The organism is Phyllobacterium sp. SB3, from assembly GCF_040009165.1.
In the GTDB taxonomy this organism is placed as follows: Bacteria; Pseudomonadota; Alphaproteobacteria; order Rhizobiales; family Rhizobiaceae; genus Phyllobacterium.
Map to the genome: position 1 here is coordinate 92,673 of NZ_JBDYKI010000011.1, position 19,398 is coordinate 112,070.

18 protein-coding genes and 1 pseudogene are annotated in these 19,398 nt (G+C 54.0%); 11 read left to right on the forward strand and 8 right to left on the reverse strand.

Annotation, left to right across the window (positions count from 1 at the left end; all coding sequences use genetic code 11):
- Nucleotides 1-2: 2 nt before the first annotated feature.
- The 5 genes and pseudogenes from ABKW30_RS26795 (at nt 3) to ABKW30_RS26815 (ending at nt 4,552) form a co-directional block, all read left to right on the forward strand.
- Nucleotides 3-848, forward strand: coding sequence for a proline/glycine betaine ABC transporter permease (locus ABKW30_RS26795; protein ID WP_348602006.1), 846 nt, complete (start codon nt 3-5; stop codon nt 846-848).
- A complete protein-coding gene (locus ABKW30_RS26800) occupies nt 848-1,708 on the forward strand; it encodes an ABC transporter permease subunit (protein WP_348602065.1) in 861 nt (286 codons plus the stop codon). Before ABKW30_RS26795 ends, ABKW30_RS26800 begins: the two co-directional genes overlap by 1 nt.
- A gap of 20 nt (nt 1,709-1,728) precedes the next feature.
- Nucleotides 1,729-2,727 carry a 4-hydroxyproline epimerase gene (locus ABKW30_RS26805; protein WP_348602007.1) on the forward strand — a complete coding sequence of 333 codons (999 nt, stop codon included), beginning with the start codon at nt 1,729-1,731 and terminating at the stop codon, nt 2,725-2,727.
- Nucleotides 2,728-2,745: 18 nt separating this feature from the next.
- A pseudogene (locus ABKW30_RS26810) lies at nt 2,746-3,534 on the forward strand (pyrroline-5-carboxylate reductase dimerization domain-containing protein).
- 34 nt (nt 3,535-3,568) lie between these two features.
- Complete coding sequence (locus ABKW30_RS26815; protein ID WP_348602008.1) at nt 3,569-4,552, forward strand: GlxA family transcriptional regulator; 984 nt, start codon at nt 3,569-3,571, stop codon at nt 4,550-4,552.
- A 208-nt stretch (nt 4,553-4,760) separates the two neighbouring features.
- Here ABKW30_RS26815 and ABKW30_RS26820 read toward each other — a convergent pair whose 3' ends face one another.
- From ABKW30_RS26820 to ABKW30_RS26855, 8 genes are all read right to left on the reverse strand, one after another.
- Nucleotides 4,761-6,800 carry an FAD-dependent oxidoreductase gene (locus ABKW30_RS26820; RefSeq protein WP_348602009.1) on the reverse strand — a complete coding sequence of 680 codons (2,040 nt, stop codon included), beginning with the start codon at nt 6,798-6,800 and terminating at the stop codon, nt 4,761-4,763.
- 346 nt (nt 6,801-7,146) lie between these two features.
- Complete coding sequence (locus tag ABKW30_RS26825; protein WP_348602010.1) at nt 7,147-8,076, reverse strand: electron transfer flavoprotein subunit alpha/FixB family protein; 930 nt, start codon at nt 8,074-8,076, stop codon at nt 7,147-7,149.
- Between the two features lie 21 nt (nt 8,077-8,097).
- Nucleotides 8,098-8,847, reverse strand: a complete 750-nt coding sequence (locus tag ABKW30_RS26830; protein ID WP_348602011.1) for an electron transfer flavoprotein subunit beta/FixA family protein — start codon at nt 8,845-8,847, stop codon at nt 8,098-8,100.
- Between the two features lie 99 nt (nt 8,848-8,946).
- Entirely contained in the window at nt 8,947-9,807 is an 861-nt protein-coding gene (locus tag ABKW30_RS26835) for a D-amino-acid transaminase (RefSeq protein WP_348602012.1), read from the reverse strand.
- A 24-nt stretch (nt 9,808-9,831) separates the two neighbouring features.
- Nucleotides 9,832-10,605, reverse strand: a complete 774-nt coding sequence (locus ABKW30_RS26840; RefSeq protein WP_348602013.1) for an amino acid ABC transporter ATP-binding protein — start codon at nt 10,603-10,605, stop codon at nt 9,832-9,834.
- Entirely contained in the window at nt 10,605-11,273 is a 669-nt protein-coding gene (locus ABKW30_RS26845; RefSeq protein ID WP_348602014.1) for an amino acid ABC transporter permease, read from the reverse strand. Before ABKW30_RS26845 ends, ABKW30_RS26840 begins: the two co-directional genes overlap by 1 nt.
- Nucleotides 11,274-11,342: 69 nt before the next feature.
- Nucleotides 11,343-12,185: a transporter substrate-binding domain-containing protein gene (locus tag ABKW30_RS26850; protein ID WP_348602015.1), complete on the reverse strand. Its 843-nt coding sequence runs from the start codon at nt 12,183-12,185 to the stop codon at nt 11,343-11,345.
- A 55-nt stretch (nt 12,186-12,240) separates the two neighbouring features.
- Nucleotides 12,241-13,149 (reverse strand): dihydrodipicolinate synthase family protein, encoded by a 909-nt coding sequence (locus ABKW30_RS26855; RefSeq protein ID WP_348602016.1) that lies wholly within the window; start codon nt 13,147-13,149, stop codon nt 12,241-12,243.
- Nucleotides 13,150-13,248: 99 nt separating this feature from the next.
- Between ABKW30_RS26855 and ABKW30_RS26860 the strand changes: the two genes are divergently transcribed.
- The 6 genes from ABKW30_RS26860 to ABKW30_RS26885 all read left to right on the forward strand — a co-directional run bounded on the left by ABKW30_RS26860 (nt 13,249) and on the right by ABKW30_RS26885 (nt 19,290).
- Entirely contained in the window at nt 13,249-13,950 is a 702-nt protein-coding gene (locus tag ABKW30_RS26860) for a GntR family transcriptional regulator (protein ID WP_348602017.1), read from the forward strand.
- Nucleotides 13,947-15,098, forward strand: coding sequence for an FAD-binding oxidoreductase (locus tag ABKW30_RS26865; protein ID WP_348602018.1), 1,152 nt, complete (start codon nt 13,947-13,949; stop codon nt 15,096-15,098). Before ABKW30_RS26860 ends, ABKW30_RS26865 begins: the two co-directional genes overlap by 4 nt.
- Before the next feature lies 1 nt (nt 15,099).
- Nucleotides 15,100-15,393, forward strand: coding sequence for a (2Fe-2S)-binding protein (locus ABKW30_RS26870; protein ID WP_348602066.1), 294 nt, complete (start codon nt 15,100-15,102; stop codon nt 15,391-15,393).
- Nucleotides 15,390-16,787 (forward strand): NAD(P)/FAD-dependent oxidoreductase, encoded by a 1,398-nt coding sequence (locus tag ABKW30_RS26875; RefSeq protein WP_348602019.1) that lies wholly within the window; start codon nt 15,390-15,392, stop codon nt 16,785-16,787. The genes ABKW30_RS26870 and ABKW30_RS26875 overlap by 4 nt, the downstream gene beginning before the upstream one ends.
- A gap of 9 nt (nt 16,788-16,796) precedes the next feature.
- Nucleotides 16,797-18,251 carry an aldehyde dehydrogenase family protein gene (locus ABKW30_RS26880; protein ID WP_348602020.1) on the forward strand — a complete coding sequence of 485 codons (1,455 nt, stop codon included), beginning with the start codon at nt 16,797-16,799 and terminating at the stop codon, nt 18,249-18,251.
- Nucleotides 18,252-18,570: 319 nt separating this feature from the next.
- Nucleotides 18,571-19,290 carry a GntR family transcriptional regulator gene (locus ABKW30_RS26885; protein ID WP_348602021.1) on the forward strand — a complete coding sequence of 240 codons (720 nt, stop codon included), beginning with the start codon at nt 18,571-18,573 and terminating at the stop codon, nt 19,288-19,290.
- Nucleotides 19,291-19,398: the final 108 nt, after the last annotated feature.

Below are 19,398 nucleotides of genomic sequence, written 5' to 3' on the forward strand. Positions count from 1 at the left end.
ACATGGACACAACAGTCATTGCGGAAAGCTTCGATGAATGGACGGACAACGCGCTGGGCTGGATTAGCGATAACGGCGCATGGCTGTTCGATTTCATCAGGACGGTGCTCGAAGGGACGTATGATGGTATCCTGTGGCTTTTGCAACTCCCGCCATTTTATGTATTCGCGATCATTGCTGGGGTATTGGCCTGGCGCTTGATCAGCATCACCGCTGGATTGCTGACCGGCGCGGCTTTGATTGCCTGTGCCTTGATGGGATTGTGGACTGAAACCATGAGCACTTTAGCTCTGGTCATCACTGCCACGATGATGGCACTCTTTGTCGGCATTCCTCTCGGGGTTGTGGCGGGCTTCGTCAAGACATTCGACAAGTTTCTAGAACCAGCACTAGATTTGATTCAGACTCTCCCTCCTTATATCTACCTCTTACCGGCGATCGCGCTTGTGGGGTATGGACCCGCCACAGCCCTCATAGCGACGTTCATCGTTGCTATGCCCCCTGCCATCAGGCTGACCTCACTTGGTATCCGCAGGACTCCGCGCGAGTTCATAGAACTCGGCCAAGCAAGTGGCCTCACGCCTTGGCAGATGTTTACCAAGATCAGACTGCCTTTTGCCATTCCCAGTGTAATGGCTGGCATCAACCAGAGCTTGATGATGGCATTCGGTATGGTCGTGATTGCAGGGATCGTAGGATCCGGCGGTTTGGGTGAAACCATATACGCCTCGGTTAGGACGCTGGACATAGCCACATCAATAAACGCCGCCATCGCAATAGTAATCCTCACCATGGTGCTCGACCGATTGACGCAGAGTGCCCCGCGCCATGCAAAGGGAGATAGATGATGGATCTGAAATCAATTCAATTTTCTCCTGGCGCATACCTCGCTCCTGTCGTCGATTGGCTGAACACTAATTTTCATCCATTTTTCAGCATTGTTACCAAGGTCATCGAAGCCGTGCTCGGCGGCATAGAAACCGCTTTGCTCTATCCACCGCCCTACGTCGTCATCGGCATCGTCATTGCCCTCGCAGCTTTCTTCGTGAGCATTCGTGTGGCGGTAACCAGCGGCATAGCATTGGCGTTCTGTCTCCTTGTTGGTCTTTGGACAGCATCAATCCAAACGCTTTCACTGGTGACAGTAGCCGTCTGCATATCGGTGTTGATTGCATTTCCTCTCGGTGTTTTGGCGTCGCGATACCGTGCGTTCGAGGCTTCCATTCGTCCCGTGCTCGACATCATGCAGACGGTTCCCCCATGGGTTTATCTGATACCGGCCGTGATGATCTTTAGCCTTGGACGTGTGCCCGCGATAATCGCAACAATTGTATATGGCGTGCCCCCTATGCTTCGCCTCACCACCCTCGCATTCAACCAAATCCCCAAAGAGCTCCTGGAACTCGGGCAGGCCACTGGGGCCTCCACGCGATTCATACTTTTCAAGATCGAGATCCCTTCGGCAACGCCAACACTGCTTGTAGGGCTGAATCAGTGCATTCTTCTGTCCTTGGCCATTGTTGTCCTTGCCGGGCTTGTTGGAGCCGGCGGGCTGGGTGCAGAGGTAACTCGTGGATTAACCCGAATGGAAATGGGACTCGGCCTGAGAGCCGGACTTGCCATCGTGGCGGTCGCTATACTCCTTGACAGGCTATCACGCGGAGCGCTTCAGGGCCGCCGGACGCCTGCTGCGGCAGAAAATGACTGACAATATTCGAAAGGAATATCATGCGGCGCAGCTTCTTTTGTATTGATTCCCACACCTGCGGTAATCCTGTTCGCATGGTTGTGGGAGGTGGCCCCTTGTTGCCGCATCTTCCGATTGCTGAGCGCCGGGAATTGTTCCTGCGCGATCATGACTGGGTGCGACAGGCGCTGATGTTTGAACCGCGGGGCCATGATAACATGTCGGGCGCGATCATATATCCCGCATATCGCGCGGACTGCGATTTCGCGGTGATCTTTATCGAAGTCAGCGGATGCCTCCCGATGTGCGGCGCGGGCACAATTGGTCTCGTGACCGCTGCCCTCGAAGAGGGACTCGTTACTCCAAAGGTCGCAGGGAGGCTTTCTATCGAAACCCCAGCGGGCAGAGTGGACATCAAATATGAAAAGCCCGGCGAGTTTGTTGAATCGGTGTGCATGTTCAATGTTCCAAGCTACCTTCATGCGGCAGATGTGACCGTTGACGTTCCGGGGATTGGGTGCTTGGTTGTCGACATTGCCTACGGTGGAAACTACTATGCGGTCGTAGAACCGCAGACGTCCTGGGCAGGACTGGACGGCATGTCCGCTGGCCAAATCGTGGACTTTAGTCAGAAACTTCGCGATGCTCTGACCACTATATGCGACCCTGTGCACCCGGATGACGACAGAATACGTGGTGTCCATCATGCTATCTGGTGTGACAGGCCGACAGGCAATAGTGCTGACGGTCGTGGCGCTGTGTTCTATGGTGACAAAGCGATCGATCGATCGCCAGGCGGAACAGGTACTTCCGCCCGTCTGGCCCAACTTCACGGTAAGGGCCGATTGAAGGTCGGCTCAACCTTCCGTCAAGAGAGCTTGATCGGAACGGTGTTTGAAGGCCGTATCGAAGAAGAGACGGATGTGGGACCTTTTAGGGGGATCAAACCGAGTGTTGGCGGTTGGGCGCGAGTTATTGGACACAACACGATCTATGTCGACGACCGTGACCCGCTGGCCCATGGTTTCCAGCTAAAATAAGAACAAGGGAGCTCAACGATGGGCCACACGGGACGTATTGGCATAGTAGGAGGTGGAGGATGGCTCGGTTCGGCCATCGCGAGGTCGCTCATTCAGTCGGGTACCATCCAGCCGGATGAATTGATCTGTTCCTACCGAAGCAACTTGCCGCTCCAGAACATCGGCTGCCGTTGGACGACAGACAACAATGAATTGATCAAAGGATCTGACGTCGTCATTCTCTGCGTGAGACCATCAGATTGAACAACGTTGAATATCGCCGCTGCTGACAAATTGGTTATTTCTGTAATGGCAGGCGTCACACTCGATGATATCAAGTCTAGAACAGGGTCAACTCGTGTGGCCAGGGCATTGCCGAATGCAGCAGCAGAAGTAGGCTTATCCTTCACGCCGATATATCTAGAATCTAGAATCGACCAGGACATAAAGACAGTGAGAATGATTTTTGAATGCTGTGGAAAGGTCGACATTGTTCCTATTGAAGATCATATCGACTATTTTACTGCCATGTCAGGATCTGGAGAAGCATTCCCCGCATTGTTAGCTCAGGCAATGATGACCGATGCCGTGACAAGGGGAATTCCGGTGGAAATCGCCACCCGGGCGGTCAAGCAGGTGATCATAGGTGCTGGCAGGCTCCAAGAGCGACACAATCTACCTCCTGCAGAAACGGTCAAGGCGTTCGTGGACTACAATGGCACGACGGCTGCAGGTATAATCGGGATGCGCGACGCCGGATTTGAATCCGCAGTGCGTAGCGGGCTCGAGGCTGCTTACCAAAAAGCTCGGGCGCTTACGAAAGTCTGAACTGCGATATTCATGTTATGGGACGAGGTATCACGTGCAGCGCGCAATTGTAAAAGCAAACAGATTGAAGATAGGCTTCATACTCGCAAGATCATTTACCCTATCTGCCTTTGCACTATTCACCGATACGCTACGGCTAGCGAGTGATGAGCTGGATCGCTCAGGTCGGATATCGGCCGATTGGCAAGTCCTGGCGAGTACGCAACACCTCATCACCGCAAGTTGCGGAATCCAGGTTGCGCCGACATCTGATCTCGCCGACCCTGCAAAGTTTGATTGCATTGTGGTGGTCGGAGGTCTGTTATCGATTGAAGACCCTGTCGACCACAAGACAATTGCCTTTCTCAAGGACGCCGACGCCAAGAAGGTATGTTTGATTGGTCTATGCACCGGATCATTCATCTTGGCAGAAGCCGGACTTATGAAGAACCACGAAACGTGCGTGAGCTGGCTGCACTTTCAGGAATTTCATGAGCAATTTCCGGATCACGCAGTGCGATCGGACAGAATCTTTGCGTTGGACAGGTACAGAGGATCCTGTGCTGGCGGAACCAGCAGCGCAGATTTGGCTGCTTCGCTCGTCAGGCAATACATAGGCAAAGCTGCCGAACGCAACGCATTCGAGGTTCTGCAGATCGAGAATGTGCGTACAGGGCGTGACATTCAACCCCGCAGGCCCCTTCAACACGATTGCGATGACGCCCGGGTTAAAGCCGCGCTTATTATGATGGAGCAGAAGCTTGATCGTGAGATGTCTCTTGACGGCCTCGCGGCCTCCCTTGGCTTGTCACGTCGCCAATTAGAACGCCTTTTTAGCCAGAAAGCGGGAATGTCCCCTGGACAGGCGTATAATAGAATTCGAATGGAGCGGGCGAAAAAGCTGCTGACGCAAACCAACTCGCCCTTGATCGAGATTGCACTCGATGTGGGCTTCAATGATCCTTCTCATTTCACGCGGTCTTTCAAGCGAATATATGGGCAGCCCCCCACCCAAGTCAGAGCCGAGAGAATGACATGATGCGACGACCATCGATTATCCGGACAGAGGTCACCCAAGTTTTTCGCCATTAGGTGCCGCAAAGCTTTGTACCCATGCCAGTCGTTGCGGATAGCCAAGTGCGAAATCGTCACGTTCTCCATGTGCTCTTAAGATTGCCATAGCTGCGTGCATCTGCAGGCGACACGAGTCGCCTGGCAAATTTCAGTTATTGACTGCCTTCCGCCGCTCAGAAACTCTTGGCTAATCTAAGACTATCGTAAATTGCAGCGTGAATGTTGCGGCTGGCAACCGCATCTCCAACCCTGAAAAGCATATATTTGCCGTCAGGATTAGTGGTTACTGCCTGCGGGAGACCTTCGGTCAAAGCCTTGTAATCTACCGCACCCAAGTTGAGGGAGCGAGCTTTCAGTTCCAGATAGAGTTCGTCATTGGGAAGCGTTCCATTATCGCAGACAACCATGTCAACTTCCCGGACCTCTTCCTCGAGCGTATATTCATTGCGCAGGAAAACCAGTAGGTTGTTACCAGAGCGCTCTACGCGTCGTAAACGCCTATCCGGGGTTATCACTGCTCCGTTCTTGTAAAGGTGAGACAAGTAGATGGGGAAATTATAGGCACCTGCCTCCACACCAAGATGCCGCTCCGGAGTGACAACCTCAAGCTTTCCGTTCGCTCGCGACAAATAGTCAGCGCAGCCGATACCCGAGTCGGCTCCCTGATCATCAAACATCAGCACGCGTTCGCCGAGTTCAACACGACCACTGAGTACATCCCAAGTGCTGTAGACGTGTTCCGCACCGTCGAATTCGCCGACGTTAGGGAAACCACCCGTTGCCATGACCACGATATCAGGAGAAAATCTTTCGATCATCTCGGTATCAGCCATGTAGCCCAGCCAGATATCAACCCCTAGCTTGCGACATTGATCTTCCAGCCACTGCGTAATGGTTTGAAGGTCGCGCCGCCAGTCGATTTTTGAAGCGATCATGATTTGGCCGCCCAGTTGAGGTTCAGCTTCGATGAGGGTTACCTTATGACCGCGCTCTGCTGAGACCCGGGCGGCCTCAAGTCCGGCAGGGCCACCACCGACGACAACTACCCGCTTTTGTATCGGCGCTGGAGATACGACATGGGGCATGGTGGCTTCACGTCCGGTCGCGGGATTCTGCAGGCAAAGAGCCTCCCCTCCGGCATAAATACGGCTAATGCAATAATTAGCGCCAACGCAAGGGCGAATGTCGTTTTCGCGGCGCTCCATAAGTTTCTTCACCATGTGCGGATCGGCAATTTGCGCGCGCGTCATACCCACGAGATCTATAATTCCGTCTTCCACAGCCTTGGCGGCTGTGGCGAAGTCTATAATTCGGTTTGCATGAAGAACCGGGATTGAAACAGCGGCCTTGATGGCACCCGCCATTGTCAGGTAAGGCGCCAACGGTGTCCCCATGCCCGGCATTGATAAGGATGCCGTCCGCCAGTCGTAGACGGTACTCGCCATCACATTGAGATAGTCTATGGAACCGGTACCCGCAAAGGCCTTGGCGATTGCCAGACTTTCCACCTGATCGATGCCAGCTTCAAAAAATTCGTCCGCTGTCATGCGAACTCCGAGAACCAGCCGGTCACCTAGACCACGGCGGACCGCATCGATTATTTGGAACGGAAAACGCAGGCGATTTTCCAGGAATCCGCCATATTCATCCGTTCGCTTGTTGACCGCAGGCGAGAGGAACTGCAAAGCGATTTGGCCGCCCGCAAAAAGCAATTCGACGCCATCCAATCCCGAAGCGGCTGCGCGCTGCCCGGCGAGGTAAAAGTCCTGCAATATACGCTCGAAATCCCAAGCCTCCATCTCGCGTGGAAACGAACGATGTTGCGCTTCTCGGACTGCGGAGGGAGCTACTGGTGCCATCCACGATCCTGTATCCCAACGGCCGCGTCTTCCGGGGTGCGATATTTGGCAAAAGACTGCCGCGCCGTGATCGTGAACGGCGTCCACTAGCGATTTGATATGGGGAATAGCCCTGTCTTCTGCGAGCGTGAGTTGTCCGAAGGGCGCTGTAGAATCGGGCGATACAGCGCTTGACCCACCAATCATCGTTAAGGCTAAACCACCCTTCGCCTTTTCGACATGGTACAGACGATACCGCTCTCCAGCCAGTGACTCTACGCCATATCCGGGAGCATGGGCTGTACTCACAATTCGGTTGCGCAGCGTCAGTTCACGTAAGCGGAAGGATTGAAGAAGTGAGTCGTAGGCAGACATGGCAATTGCCCTTTATTAGGAAACGGTTCGTTAAAATTCGTCCGCGGATGTTATTGCGGTGAACGTGATGTTGGCCTCGCTTACGCAAAAGGACTTCGGCATGAGGTCATTCCAAAATCTAACTCGTTCTTGTCGAAGCTCGCCACAACTTGCCTTAATTTGATATATCGTATGCCGGATACGGAATATTTGTCAAGTGCAGGTTTGACCCACAAAGGCGACCTGTCCGCTCTCCTCCGCCCATTCGTAAAACCGGACCCGAACCATTGACCTGCTTCAGAGCGAACCGACCACATCGAGTTACGTGTTTTCGTGTTCGGATGATCGGCAGTTTCGACCATGTCGATCAAAGTGCTTTTTCGAGTTCCGGCAGGATGGTGAAAAGATCGCCCACAAGGCCGTAATCGGCAACCTGGAAGATCGGTGCTTCTTCATCCTTGTTGATGGCGACGATGACCTTTGAGTCCTTCATGCCCGCCAGATGCTGTATCGCGCCGGAAATGCCGACGGCAATATAGAGATCCGGAGCAACCACCTTGCCGGTCTGTCCGACCTGCCAATCATTAGGAGCATACCCCGCATCTACTGCCGCGCGCGAAGCACCGACCGCAGCACCGAGCTTGTCGGCGACCGGAAGGATTACTTCCTTGAATTTCTCGTTAGAGCCAAGCGCACGTCCACCCGAGATGATGATCTTCGCCGAAGTCAGTTCAGGACGGTCGCCGCCTGAAAGCCTGGCTTCGACAAAGGTCGAAAGACCGGGATTGGCAACAGCGGAAACATTTTCAACCGAAGCCGAACCGCCTTCACCGGCTGCGGCAAAGGTTGCCGTGCGCACGGTGATAACCTTCCTGGCATCGGTTGCCTGAACTGTCTGCAGGGCATTACCCGCATAGATCGGTCGCTTGAACGTATCAGCCGAGATGACCTCAATGATATCCGACACCTGCATAACGTCGAGCAGGGCTGCAACGCGCGGCAGGATGTTCTTGCCGTTGGTTGTTGCAGCGGCAATGATCGTGTCATAGCCATCGGCAATCGAGACGATCAGCGCTGCTGTTGCTTCTGCAAGGCGGTTGGCCAGATCATCGCTATCAGCGAGCAGAACTTTTTTGACGCCTGCAAGCTTGGCTGCCTGATCGGCAACGCCCTTGGCGCCCTTGCCCGCAACCAGCACATGCACATCCGAACCAATGGCAAGTGCTGCCGTCAATGCCTTGGCCGTCTGGTCGGAAAGGGTCTCGTTATCGTGTTCGGCAAAAAGAAGAATAGCCATGTGATTTCCTTATCCTTTTCCTTAAAGAACGCCAGCTTCGTTCTTGAGCCTGGAGACCAGCTCCGCAACGTCCTTTACCTTGACGCCAGCCTTGCGACCGCCCGGCTCTTCAGTCTTGAGAACCTTGAGACGCGGCTTGGTGTCGACGCCGTAATCACCGGCAGACTTCTCATCCAGCGGCTTCTTCTTGGCCTTCATGATATTGGGCAGCGAAGCATAGCGCGGCTGGTTCAAACGCAGATCGGTGGTGACGATGGCAGGCAGCGTGATCTCGATGGTCTGCAAACCGCCGTCGACTTCGCGTGTTACCTTGGCCGACTTGTCTCCAAGCTCTACCTTGGAAGCAAAGGTGCCCTGGCTCCAGCCAAGCAATGCAGAAAGCATCTGGCCGGTCTGGTTGGCATCGTCATCGATTGCCTGCTTGCCAAGGACGACCAGCTGCGGCTGTTCGGCTTCAACGACGCCCTTCAAAATCTTCGCAACAGCCAGCGGTTCGACAATATCGTCGACCTTGACCAGAATGGCGCGGTCCGCACCCATGGCCAGCGCTGTACGCAGGGTTTCCTGCGCCTGCGCCGGGCCGATTGATACAACCACGACTTCCTCGACCTTGCCGGCTTCTTTCAGACGAAGCGCTTCTTCCACTGCGATTTCGTCGAACGGATTCATCGACATTTTCACGTTGGCAAGCTCAACGCCGGAACCGTCGCCCTTGACGCGGATCTTTACATTGTAATCAACTACCCGCTTTACCGGTACGAGGACTTTCATGGGATTGTTCCTAAATCACTAACTTTAGAACTTGATCGCCGAGCTTTCGCCCATTGATGGGTTTCTTGAATTCGATTATTTTCCGAGTATATCTTCCGGTCACAATGGCTCGCGAACCTGTCGGGCGAAATTGATGTAAATGGCTCTGAGCCGCTGCGTCAGCGGACCGGGTTCTCCGCTCCCGACATTTTGATTATCGATTTTGATGACCGGTTGTACGAATGTGGATGCGCTGGTCATGAAAGCCTCCTTTGCCTCCAGGGCCTCTGCCAGCGTGAAAGCGCGGTGCTCAATTACCAAGTTTGCCTCTTCCGCCAATTGCACGACAGCCTTGGCGGTACATCCCGGCAAAACGGTATTTGAATCGGGACGGGTCACTATGACGTTATCCTGGGTGATGATAAAAGCGGATGAGGAAGCACCCTCCGTAATCCTTCCGCCTTCGGTCATCCAGGCTTCGGCGCACCCCGCCTCCGCTGCGACTTGTTTGGCAAGTACCTGCGCGAGCAACCCAATGTTTTTAATATCTCTGCGTTGCCAGCGAATATCTTCAACAGTTTTGATCGCAATGCCCCGTGTACCTCCCGGCGCACCGGCGATATCCTTCATCTGTGTAAACATGACGAGGCTTGGCAAGGTGGCGTCTGGGAAAAGAAAGTTCCGCTCGCCGGCACCACGGGTCACCTGCAGATACACTATGCCATTGACGAGGGCGTTTCGTCGAATGAGTTCGAGCTGTAACGCCTCAATACTGGCAAGATCGAGTGGCAGGGTTAGACGGATTTCCCCTAATGATCTTTCCAGCCGGGTAAGATGCGAGTCGTTGTCCACGAGTTTGCCATCGAGAACGGCACTAACCTCATAGATGCCGTCTGCAAACAAGAAACCGCGGTCCAAAATTGAAATCCGCGCATTTTCAAGAGGAATGAAGTCGCCATTAACGTAAGCAATGCGGGTCATGTGCTTTCCCTGATCATGATGCGGTCAGTCGTGCAGCGCGCGCTGGAAGCGCTTGAGAAAAGCGTTGAGACGCTCAGTTTTCGGATTTAGCAGAAGGTCTTCCGGCCGGCCGCTTTCCAGAACAAGCCCTTTGTCGAAAAAGAACAGCGTTTCAGCCACCTCGCGCGCAAAGGCAAGTTCGTGGGTGACGACGAGGAGGGTGTGGCCTTCATTCGCCAGTTCCTTAATGACTGCAAGTACCTCGCCAACAAGTTCAGGGTCGAGCGCGGAGGTTGCTTCGTCAAACAGAAGGACACGCGGGGTCATGGCCAGAGCACGTGCTATGGCGACCCGCTGCGCCTGTCCGCCGGACAACTGGCCCGGATAGGCATCTGCCCTGTGCTTCAGGCCGACGCGATCAAGCAGTTGCAGGGCAAGCTCCTCCGCCTCCTCGCGCGGCATTCCGTTTACCAGCGTCGGTGCCAGCGATATGTTGCGCAGTGCCGTCATATGGGGAAACAGGTCGAAGCTCTGAAAAACCATGGCCATCGACTTCCGGAAACCAAGCGCCTGTTCCTTGCCCGAATTCATCTTGCCTTCAGCAAAATTCACTGAGTCTTCGCCAATTCGCATCATTCCGGATGTCGGCGTTTCGAGGAGATTCAGACAGCGAAGGAAGGTCGATTTTCCGCAACCACTGGATCCAATGATCGCGGCCGTGCGCCCTTTTTGAAGAGTGAGGCTGACATCGTCAACAGCCACGACCCCTCCGCCATAAACCTTTCTGAGCGAACGAACTTCAATAAAATCTGCCGTCATCAGTGCGAACTCCTGTTGTCAATTCGGCGTTCAACCAAGTGAGCGAGGGATGCCAAAGGCCAGATCAAAAGGATGTAAAGAAGTGCCGCAAAGGTGAATACTTCGAGTGGACGATAGGTCTCAGAGGTCAGCGCAGACGCGGTGAACATCAGGTCGTGCACCGACACGACAGACAAAAGAGACGTGTTCTTGAACTGGATGATCGACTGATTGACGATTGCCGGCGTCATTCGGCGAAAGGTTTGCGGTAGAATCACGTAGCACATCGTCTGCCAGTGCGACATGCACAGTGATCGACAGGCATTCCACTGGCCCTTTTCAATTGACTGGATACCACCGCGGAAAATCTCGGCAGAAAAAGCTGCCATGTAAAAAGTCAGCCCGCAACTTGCGGCCAACCAGGCGGGCATTGTTACACCCAGAGCCATCGGAAACGCGTAGTAGAACCACACGATCTGTATCAGCGCCGGCGTGCAACGGAAGACACCGATAAAAAGTGAAACTGCCTGCCGTGCAACCCTGAAGCGGCTGATGAGCAGCAGGCCGAGACCCAGGCCCAAGATTAGCCCTGCTATGGTCGTCGCAACGCCATATGCGACGGTCACCATGATGGCATCAATCCATGCGTCCGGGCTCCAGACCGCGGACCAATCAAACTCGTAGTTCACTGTCGTGCTTCTCCTTGGTTCATCAAAAGGCGGCTGGCCGAGAGAGCCCCGGCCTGCCGGTCATGATCCTTAGAATTGCACTTCCGGCGGGATGACGCTTGTGTCAAAGCCGGCCTGATTGAGCACCTTGACGAAAATGGCCTTGATCTCTCCGGAAGATTGCTTTTTCTCTGACCAAGCTTTCAACCAACTGCTCAAGCGATCAGCACTCTTCAATATGCCGGCAGAAGAGCCCATCGATTGAACCGGCGTAGGAAAGGTAATCGCTCCGAAAATGTTGGGTGCGCTCTGAATAACATTCAAGCAACGTAGAGCATCCGCACCCATAAGGTCGGCTCTTCCGGATTGAACGGCAAGCGTTACATCCGCATACTCAGCCAAGGTGATGTGGGTAGCGTTCGGTGCAAATTTTTTGAATGCCGTTTCAATGCTGGTACCTGTGACAGTAGCAATTTTGACTTCGGGCTTGTTGAGCGCTTCCCATGTCCCATCCGACTGAAACGTCTTACTAGCCACGCCACAAAAAGCCAATCCGTACATCGGGCCGACCATGGACAGCGCCTTCTCACGTGCTGGCGTTGCACTCATGCCAGGCCAGATGTCTATTTTGTTGGATTGCACATCCAAGACAACCGTTTTCCAGCTGGTCTCCCGGAATTCGGGAGAGATTTCCTTTCCCATATCCTTGGAAAGATCGGTAGCCATTGCCCGGCAAAGATCGATCTCGTAACCTTCCCACTTGCCGGTCGCGCGATCCATCCAGGAGCCCACCTTGTCGTTTGGAATTGCACCGCAGACAATCTTGCCAGACGACTCGATGCGGTCCCAAACCGGATCAGCTGCTGCCGAGGTGTATGCAGCGAGGCTGAGCCCCGCTGCTGCGATGATTGATTTTAAAGCTGTACTGCGCATTGAATTCCCCTTTTTATTTTGAGTTATAATTCAAAATGATCACCTAAGATCAGCCTTAACTGCGTTGAATTCCCGCTCTGGCGTAAATCCCTTCAATGTCTTTCCCGATCTTCTCGATGTGAGCCTGATCAACGGCAATATGCGGCGCACGGGTAACTCCGCCCGGCCGGCCCAACGCAGCCATGGCTCCCTTAACAAACGCAAAATTGGAGAAACCCGCGCGACCAAGGAGATGGTACATTTCGTCGATCACTTGCTGGTTGCGCGATAAAGCGCCCAAGTCACCATTCTGGAAAGCGTTGTAATAATTGACGACTTCCCTGGCACAGACATTCGAGATTGTCGAAACGATGCCTTTCGCCCCCCGCGACAGCAACGCGCTGCCATAGGGCTCCAGTCCTGCAAAATGAGCAATCCGGTCACGCGTTGCATAATACAGCTCAGAGACCGCATAAAGATCCCGCGCGCTCTCCTTGTAAGCAACAACATTCGGAATGTTTGATATCTGGGTGGTCAGGGCCGGAGACAGCGCCAAACCCACCCGAGCAGGGTTGTTGTAGACCATAATCGGAAGGCCGATTGCAGCGATTTCTTCGAAAACCTTTACAATCTCGGTTGGTGTTGGAAGACAGTAGACCGGAGGAAGCACCATGCATCCATCGAAGCCAATCCGCTTGGCAGTTTTGGTAAGCTCAAGTGTTTCAGCATGATTTGTCGACGAAACACCTGCGATCAAGGTACCGCGACCGGACACATGCTGGAAAACCTTTTCGAAGAGTTTAACGCGCTCGGCAACCGACATCGAGTAGTATTCGCCAGTGCTCCCGCCAACCACAAAACCTGAAACGCCTTCCGACAGGAGAAGATCGATCAGCGCTACCAGCTGTCCTTCATCGACATTGCCATCTTGGGTAAATGGCGTCGCCAATGCCGGCATCACCCCACTCCATTGAACCTGCGTCATTCCGAGCTGTCTCCTTGTTGACATTGCCACAATTTGATATATCGTATGTCGAACACCAAATATCTGTCAAGGGCCAAAATGCTTTCAGGTGAGACTTCGATGTACGAACTTCCTGTTCGGGGAGAAACGTTGGCCGAACAAATCTACCGACAGCTTGCAACCGAAATCCTGTCAGGATCTTTTGCTCCGTTGGACCGCATAAACATTCGCCAACATGCAGACGAAATTGGAGTCAGCGTCACGCCGGTGCGGGAGGCAGTCCAACGCCTGGTTTCAGAAGGCGTATTGGACGCAACAGACAAGAACACCATATTAGTCCCAGAGCGAAACGAGCCTGAGATTCAAGAAATATTCGATATCCGCCGTCGCCTCGAAGGGGATATGGCGGCAACTGCCGCTCCCTTGCTCGATGAAAGTGACGACGTTTTCTTGAAAAAAACACATGGGAGCTATCTGGATGCGCTGGACGCTGAAGACTACAAAACGGCTCTGCGGCTCAACTCTCTATTCCATTTTAGAATCTACAAGCGCGCCGATCTGCCTCTGCGCCTGAAAATTGCAGAGAGCCTGTGGCTTCGGATCGGTCCGACTCTACGCCACATGTATCCCACTCTTCAGCGGGATCGCACCGACCACCGGCGCCACGAGATCATAATCGAGTGTGCCGCTCGTCGTGACCCGGTTAGTCTGCGCACGGCTGTTATTGGGGACCTCAACTCCTCACAATTGGCGTTGAACCGCTATGTGGGGGATCAAACCGGTGAGCATCGCCGGAGTCCATCACCACGGCGGATGCGATGAAACCTGACAGTGCGATAGCTGGCAAGAGGAACCCTGTCCGCAAGGCCGACGTGATCGTCGTCGGCGGCGGTATATTCGGGCTCTTTTGCGCGCTAACGCTTGCCGAGGCAGGAACGTCTGTCATTGTCGTGGATCGCTCGAAATTGTGGAGTGAAGCGTCAGCTGTAAATGCCGGATCACTAGGCGTTCAGAACAAACTCCCGGCACTTGTTCCCTACACCCTCTGGTCGTGGGAATTGTGGATCCAACTCGAAAAGCGATTGGGGGTTGGTGTCGGCCTATGCCGGGATGGCGGCTACAAGATAGCGATGACGCAGACGGAAGCCGAGCGGCTCTTCCAGATCTCGCACGAGCAGGAGCAACTGGGGCTAACTGTCGAACGTCTCGCCCAGAATGAACTGCGCACCCGGGCACCTTGGATATCGCCAGAGTGTGTCGCCGCTACCTTTTCACCCGACGATGGATATGCAAGTCCCACACTTGTCGGCCCTGCCCTTAGAAGGACGGCGGAAGAACTCGGAGTCGTGATCGTCGAGCACGCGGACGTTTACGCCATACGGCATGGAAACTCCTTATGTGTGGAGACCAGCAAGGGTGAATTTTACGGCAAGAAGATAGCGATTACATCGGGCGCGTGGTCAGCGAAGCTTGCAGCCATGGTTGGCGTTGATCTTCCGATCTCGCTCGACGTGAACATGGTTTCTGTGACCGAGCCGACACCGCGACAGGTCATACCCAATATCGTTACACACGCTCGCGGCATTCTGACGCTAAAACAGGTTGCCAACGGCAGTTGCCTGATCGGTGGGGGCTGGCAGGGCATTGGCACAATCGACGATTCCCGCAAAGAACTGGACTACGACCAACTGGTTCACAATCTACGGCTGGCAATGCGGGTGATACCAAGGCTTGGACAACTCAATGTTCTGCGCAGTTGGGCCGGGTATGAAGGCGTCACACCGGACTCCTATCCCTACCTTGGCCTTCTGCCAGGGCATCGTGATATCTATTGCGCTGCCTGCGCACGCGGCGGATTCACCCTTGGACCACTCATGGGCCAGTTGCTCGCGGAATTGATCCTTGGCGGATGCACGTCAAGGCCAGTCAATATTTTCGATCCGGGAAGGTTTTCAAATGCGTCAGCCTAGTATGCGTTTCATCCAAGGCGTTACTCAATCGGGACCTGTTGTCCATTTCACTTTCGAAGGTAAATGCTACACTGGATGCGCTGGCGAAAGCATCGCATCGGCAATGATGCGAGCGGGTGTAGTGGCCTTGAGAAGGACGCGGCAAGACCACGAACCGCGTGGGTACTATTGCGGCATGGGCCTTTGCTGGGAATGTGCAGTGAATGTCGAAGGCACTGGAGTAGTCAGAAGTTGTGTACACCCCATCAGTGATGGACTGGCAATCTCCTTCGCAGACGGGCAGCTGACAAGATGACTGACCCCGTTGTCATCATCGGAGCGGGCCCCGCCGGCTTGTCCTGTGCTGCAGAGCTTGCCCAAGCGGGTCGCGAGGTTGTTCTGATCGACGACAACCCGATTGCAGGCGGTCAATATTTCCGCCAGCTGCCCACCGCCTACGGTACCGCTCCAAACGCACGACTGCTGCGGGACAAGACGCGTTTTGACGAACTTGCCAAAGTGCTAACCTTGCAGGGAGTGCGTTACCTGCCCTCGACAATTGCATGGGGTATGCCCGATCCCAGGACGATAGCCTATGCCGGACAAGCAGGCAGCGGACGGATCCGCGCTTCAAATGTGGTCATCGCAACTGGGGCTCAAGAGAAATCACTTCCGTTTCCGGGCTGGACTCTGCCTGGCGTCATATCTGCCGGTGGGTGCCTCAATCTGGCCAAGGCACATGGTCTCGTTCCCAATGGGCGTATGGTCATCGCTGGCAATGGCCCGTTGGTGCTCGTTGCTGCAGCAACGATGATCGCGGCCGGTGCACAAATCGAGGCAGTCCTCGAAGCACAGCTGGATAGGAAGCTTGTCACTTCGGCGCTGAGAGGATTGGTCGCGTCACCAAAAATCCTGGCAACCGGCTTGGGATACCGGGCACGTATTTTGCAATCAGGCACGCCATTTAAGACTGGATGGATGATTGCCGAGGCCAGAGGCAAAGATTGTCTGCAAGTGGTCGCTATCGCTCCGATCGGCGTTGACGGACGGCCCGTTCGCAAGAGCCAGCGCTGGATTCAGGCCGACACTCTTGTCATTGGGTATGGCCTTCTGCCGGGATCGGAGACCGCGCGCGTCATGGGATGCCGAATGGAGCTCAAGTCTGAACTTAATGGCGTGGTGCCGCAACGTAGCGCTGAGCTGGAAACAAGTGTGAACGGTGTTTATGCAATTGGAGACGGTGCTGGAATTGGCGGTGCTGAAATCGGCCTGATGGAGGGAAAGATTGCGGCTAATGCGATCCTTCGTCGATCCAGCCCAGCCTCACTCAAAGCACGTTATGACCGCCTTGATCGATATCGCCGGTTTCTCAATCTTGCCTACGCCACGTCCAAACCGCTCATTGCCGCGACAGCCGACACGATTATCTGCCGCTGTGAAGAAATTACCCTCGGACGCCTTGCTGCCGACCCAAACAGTGATGGTGACAACTTAAACGCGCTAAAAATATCGAGCCGTCTAGGAATGGGGCGTTGTCAGGGAAGAAATTGTCTCCATGTGGCGTCCAAACTGCTTGGCTTCGATGCTGAAGCCCAACCTGCCCACCCCCGCGCTCGGCCTCCCTTGAGGCCGGTGAAGCTGGCACAACTCGCAGCCGATAAGGATGCGGGCGCCGCCAGAGAACCCGACGAAATCACTGCATCCGAATAGGGAACACCAATGACCAACCACAAATTCCTCGAAGGCATCTCTCTTGACCCTTATGTCGACGGTAAACGACTGTCTGTGTCCGGCGCCACCCACCCAACATTTGATCCAGCCACTGGAGAGGTCATTTGCGACGTTCCCGTAAGTGACTCCAGTATCGTGAACAAGGCAGTGGATTCATCGAGGAAGGCTCTGAAGGGAGCATGGGCGAAGGTGACGCCAGCAGAGCGAAGCCGCATGCTGATCCGTATTGCCCAGGAAATTCGCCTAGATGCCGAACGGCTTGCGAATGTCGAGTCGCTCGACAGTGGCAAGCCTCTCCGTGAGGCAAAGGGCGATATCGAGACATCCGCCCGCTACTTCGAATATTACGGCGGCATTGCTGACAAGCTTCAAGGAGACACCATCCCTCTCGGTCCCGACTTTGTCTCATTCACCATGCATGAGCCGATTGGAGCGACGGCCCATATTATACCATGGAACTTTCCGCTCGTAACAACTGCGCGTGGTCTCGCTCCCGCACTGGCGGCTGGAGCAACAGCCGTCATCAAGCCGGCCGAGCAGACTCCGCTCACTGCACTGATGCTGCCTTATTATCTGGAAAGGGCCGGCGTTCCTGCTGGAGTCGTCAACGTCATCTGCGGCCCAGGAAGCACGACCGGGGCACCCCTTACTGCTCATACCGGCATATCCCACGTCACATTTACTGGCTCTGTCGCGACCGGGAAGGCCGTTATGCTAGCGGCGGCCTCACATGTCTCGTCCGTCACTATGGAGTTGGGTGGAAAATCGCCTGTGGTCGTCTTAGCCGATGCAGATCAGGATGCAGCCCTGGAAGGTGTTTTGAAAGCAATCTTCACGAATGCCGGTCAGGTATGCTCAGCGGGTTCCCGGCTGGTCATTGAGCGAAGCTGCGCTGAGCCATTCCTGGCGGCACTGGTAGCAAGAATAAAGACCTTCACGTTTGGCCGTGGCCTCGACAATCCGGATATCGGACCGATCATCACACACCCGCAATTGTTGAAGATCGAAAACATCGTGAATGAGTCCATCGCCGCGGGCGCAGACCTGATCGCGGGTGGCAAAATTGCCAAGCCCGAAGGTCTGGGTGGCTGGTTTTTTGAGCCGACGGTGCTTGTCGCCAGCGATCCCTCGACAAAATGCGTACAGGAGGAAATTTTTGGACCAGTTCTAACGGTTCAGATCGCTGATAATTTCGATCACGCGTGCGAATTGGCGGACGGAACTGAGTTCGGATTGGTCGCCGGTATCTATACCAAGGATGTGTCGAAAGCCCTCCGCTTCAGCAAATATATTTCAGCTGGTCAGGTCTTCATCAACCAGTTTTTCGCAGGCGGTGTAGAGACACCCTTTGGTGGAACCAAAAATAGTGGTTTTGGCCGCGAAAAAGGTTTGGAAGCGCTTCGCGCGTACTACTCTGTTAAAACCGTAACGGCGCGCATTTGATTGGTCCTGTAAAACTATTGTACAGGTAGCTTTCTTGGAAATAGTATGAAGTTGAGAGGCGGATTTAACCGCCTCTCAATAGTGGTTTTAAGGGACAATTGCTAACCAAGATGGCAAAAGAGAAAACCAGCCGCGGATGGGCAACTGGGAACCTCGACGAAACAGTTCGCCCGTCGAACATCCGCTGTCTATATTGTCCAAGACCAATGTTTTGTCGGGATACATCAACACAAAGTGTGGAAATCTACCTTGTCATAGGCTAAGAGCGTCTTGTTACGCCGCAATTTGATATATCGAATTTCTGGAGCGAGGCGGTCCGATGACCCTCATAGAGCAGTCACCGATAAACGATATGCTCACACGTGGAGAAACGCTTGGTGGACAAGTTTACAGATGGCTGGCCAACGCTATCACCGCCGGCTCCTATTCTCCAAAAGAACGGATCAACATTCGCAGATTAGCAGATGAGCTTCGGTCGAGTGTTACTCCGGTTCGCGAAGCTGTTTTGCGACTGGTGGCCGAGGGTGTACTTGAGACAACGGATACGGGTGCGATTATTGTTCCCGAACGGACACAAGGTGAAATCCAGGAGATTTTTGAAGTTCGAAGCGCACTGGAAGGTGAAATGGCGCTGGCGGCCGCCCCAAACATTACAGATGAAGACGTGAAAAACCTGGGATCGATTCAAAGTAGTTTTCTCGATGCGCTAGATCAAAGCGATTATCGCGAAGTATTGAAGTTGAACGCGATTTTTCATTTTTCTATTTATAAGCGTGCGAATCTACCACTAAGACTTAAGATCGTTGAAACGCTTTGGCTCAGAATAGGTCCAACATTGCGTTATATGTATCCAATCCTCCATAAGGGGCGCTCGGATCATAGGCGCCATGAGAACATAATTGAGGCTGCAGCCAGCCGCGATCCGAACGCTTTGCGCTCCGCTATCTTATTAGATCTGGCGTCCTCTCAGGCGGCGCTTCATCAGTATCTGCAAGATCATTCTGTGTTACCGAGGCGAAGATCAAGAAGGAATGGTTGACTCCTAGGTGACGTCAGTGGCAAAGCGATTTTGAATCTAGAAGCAACAACCGTCGTTAGACACAACGTATTTCTGAACGACATTGGCCTGAACTCACTGGGACAAGGT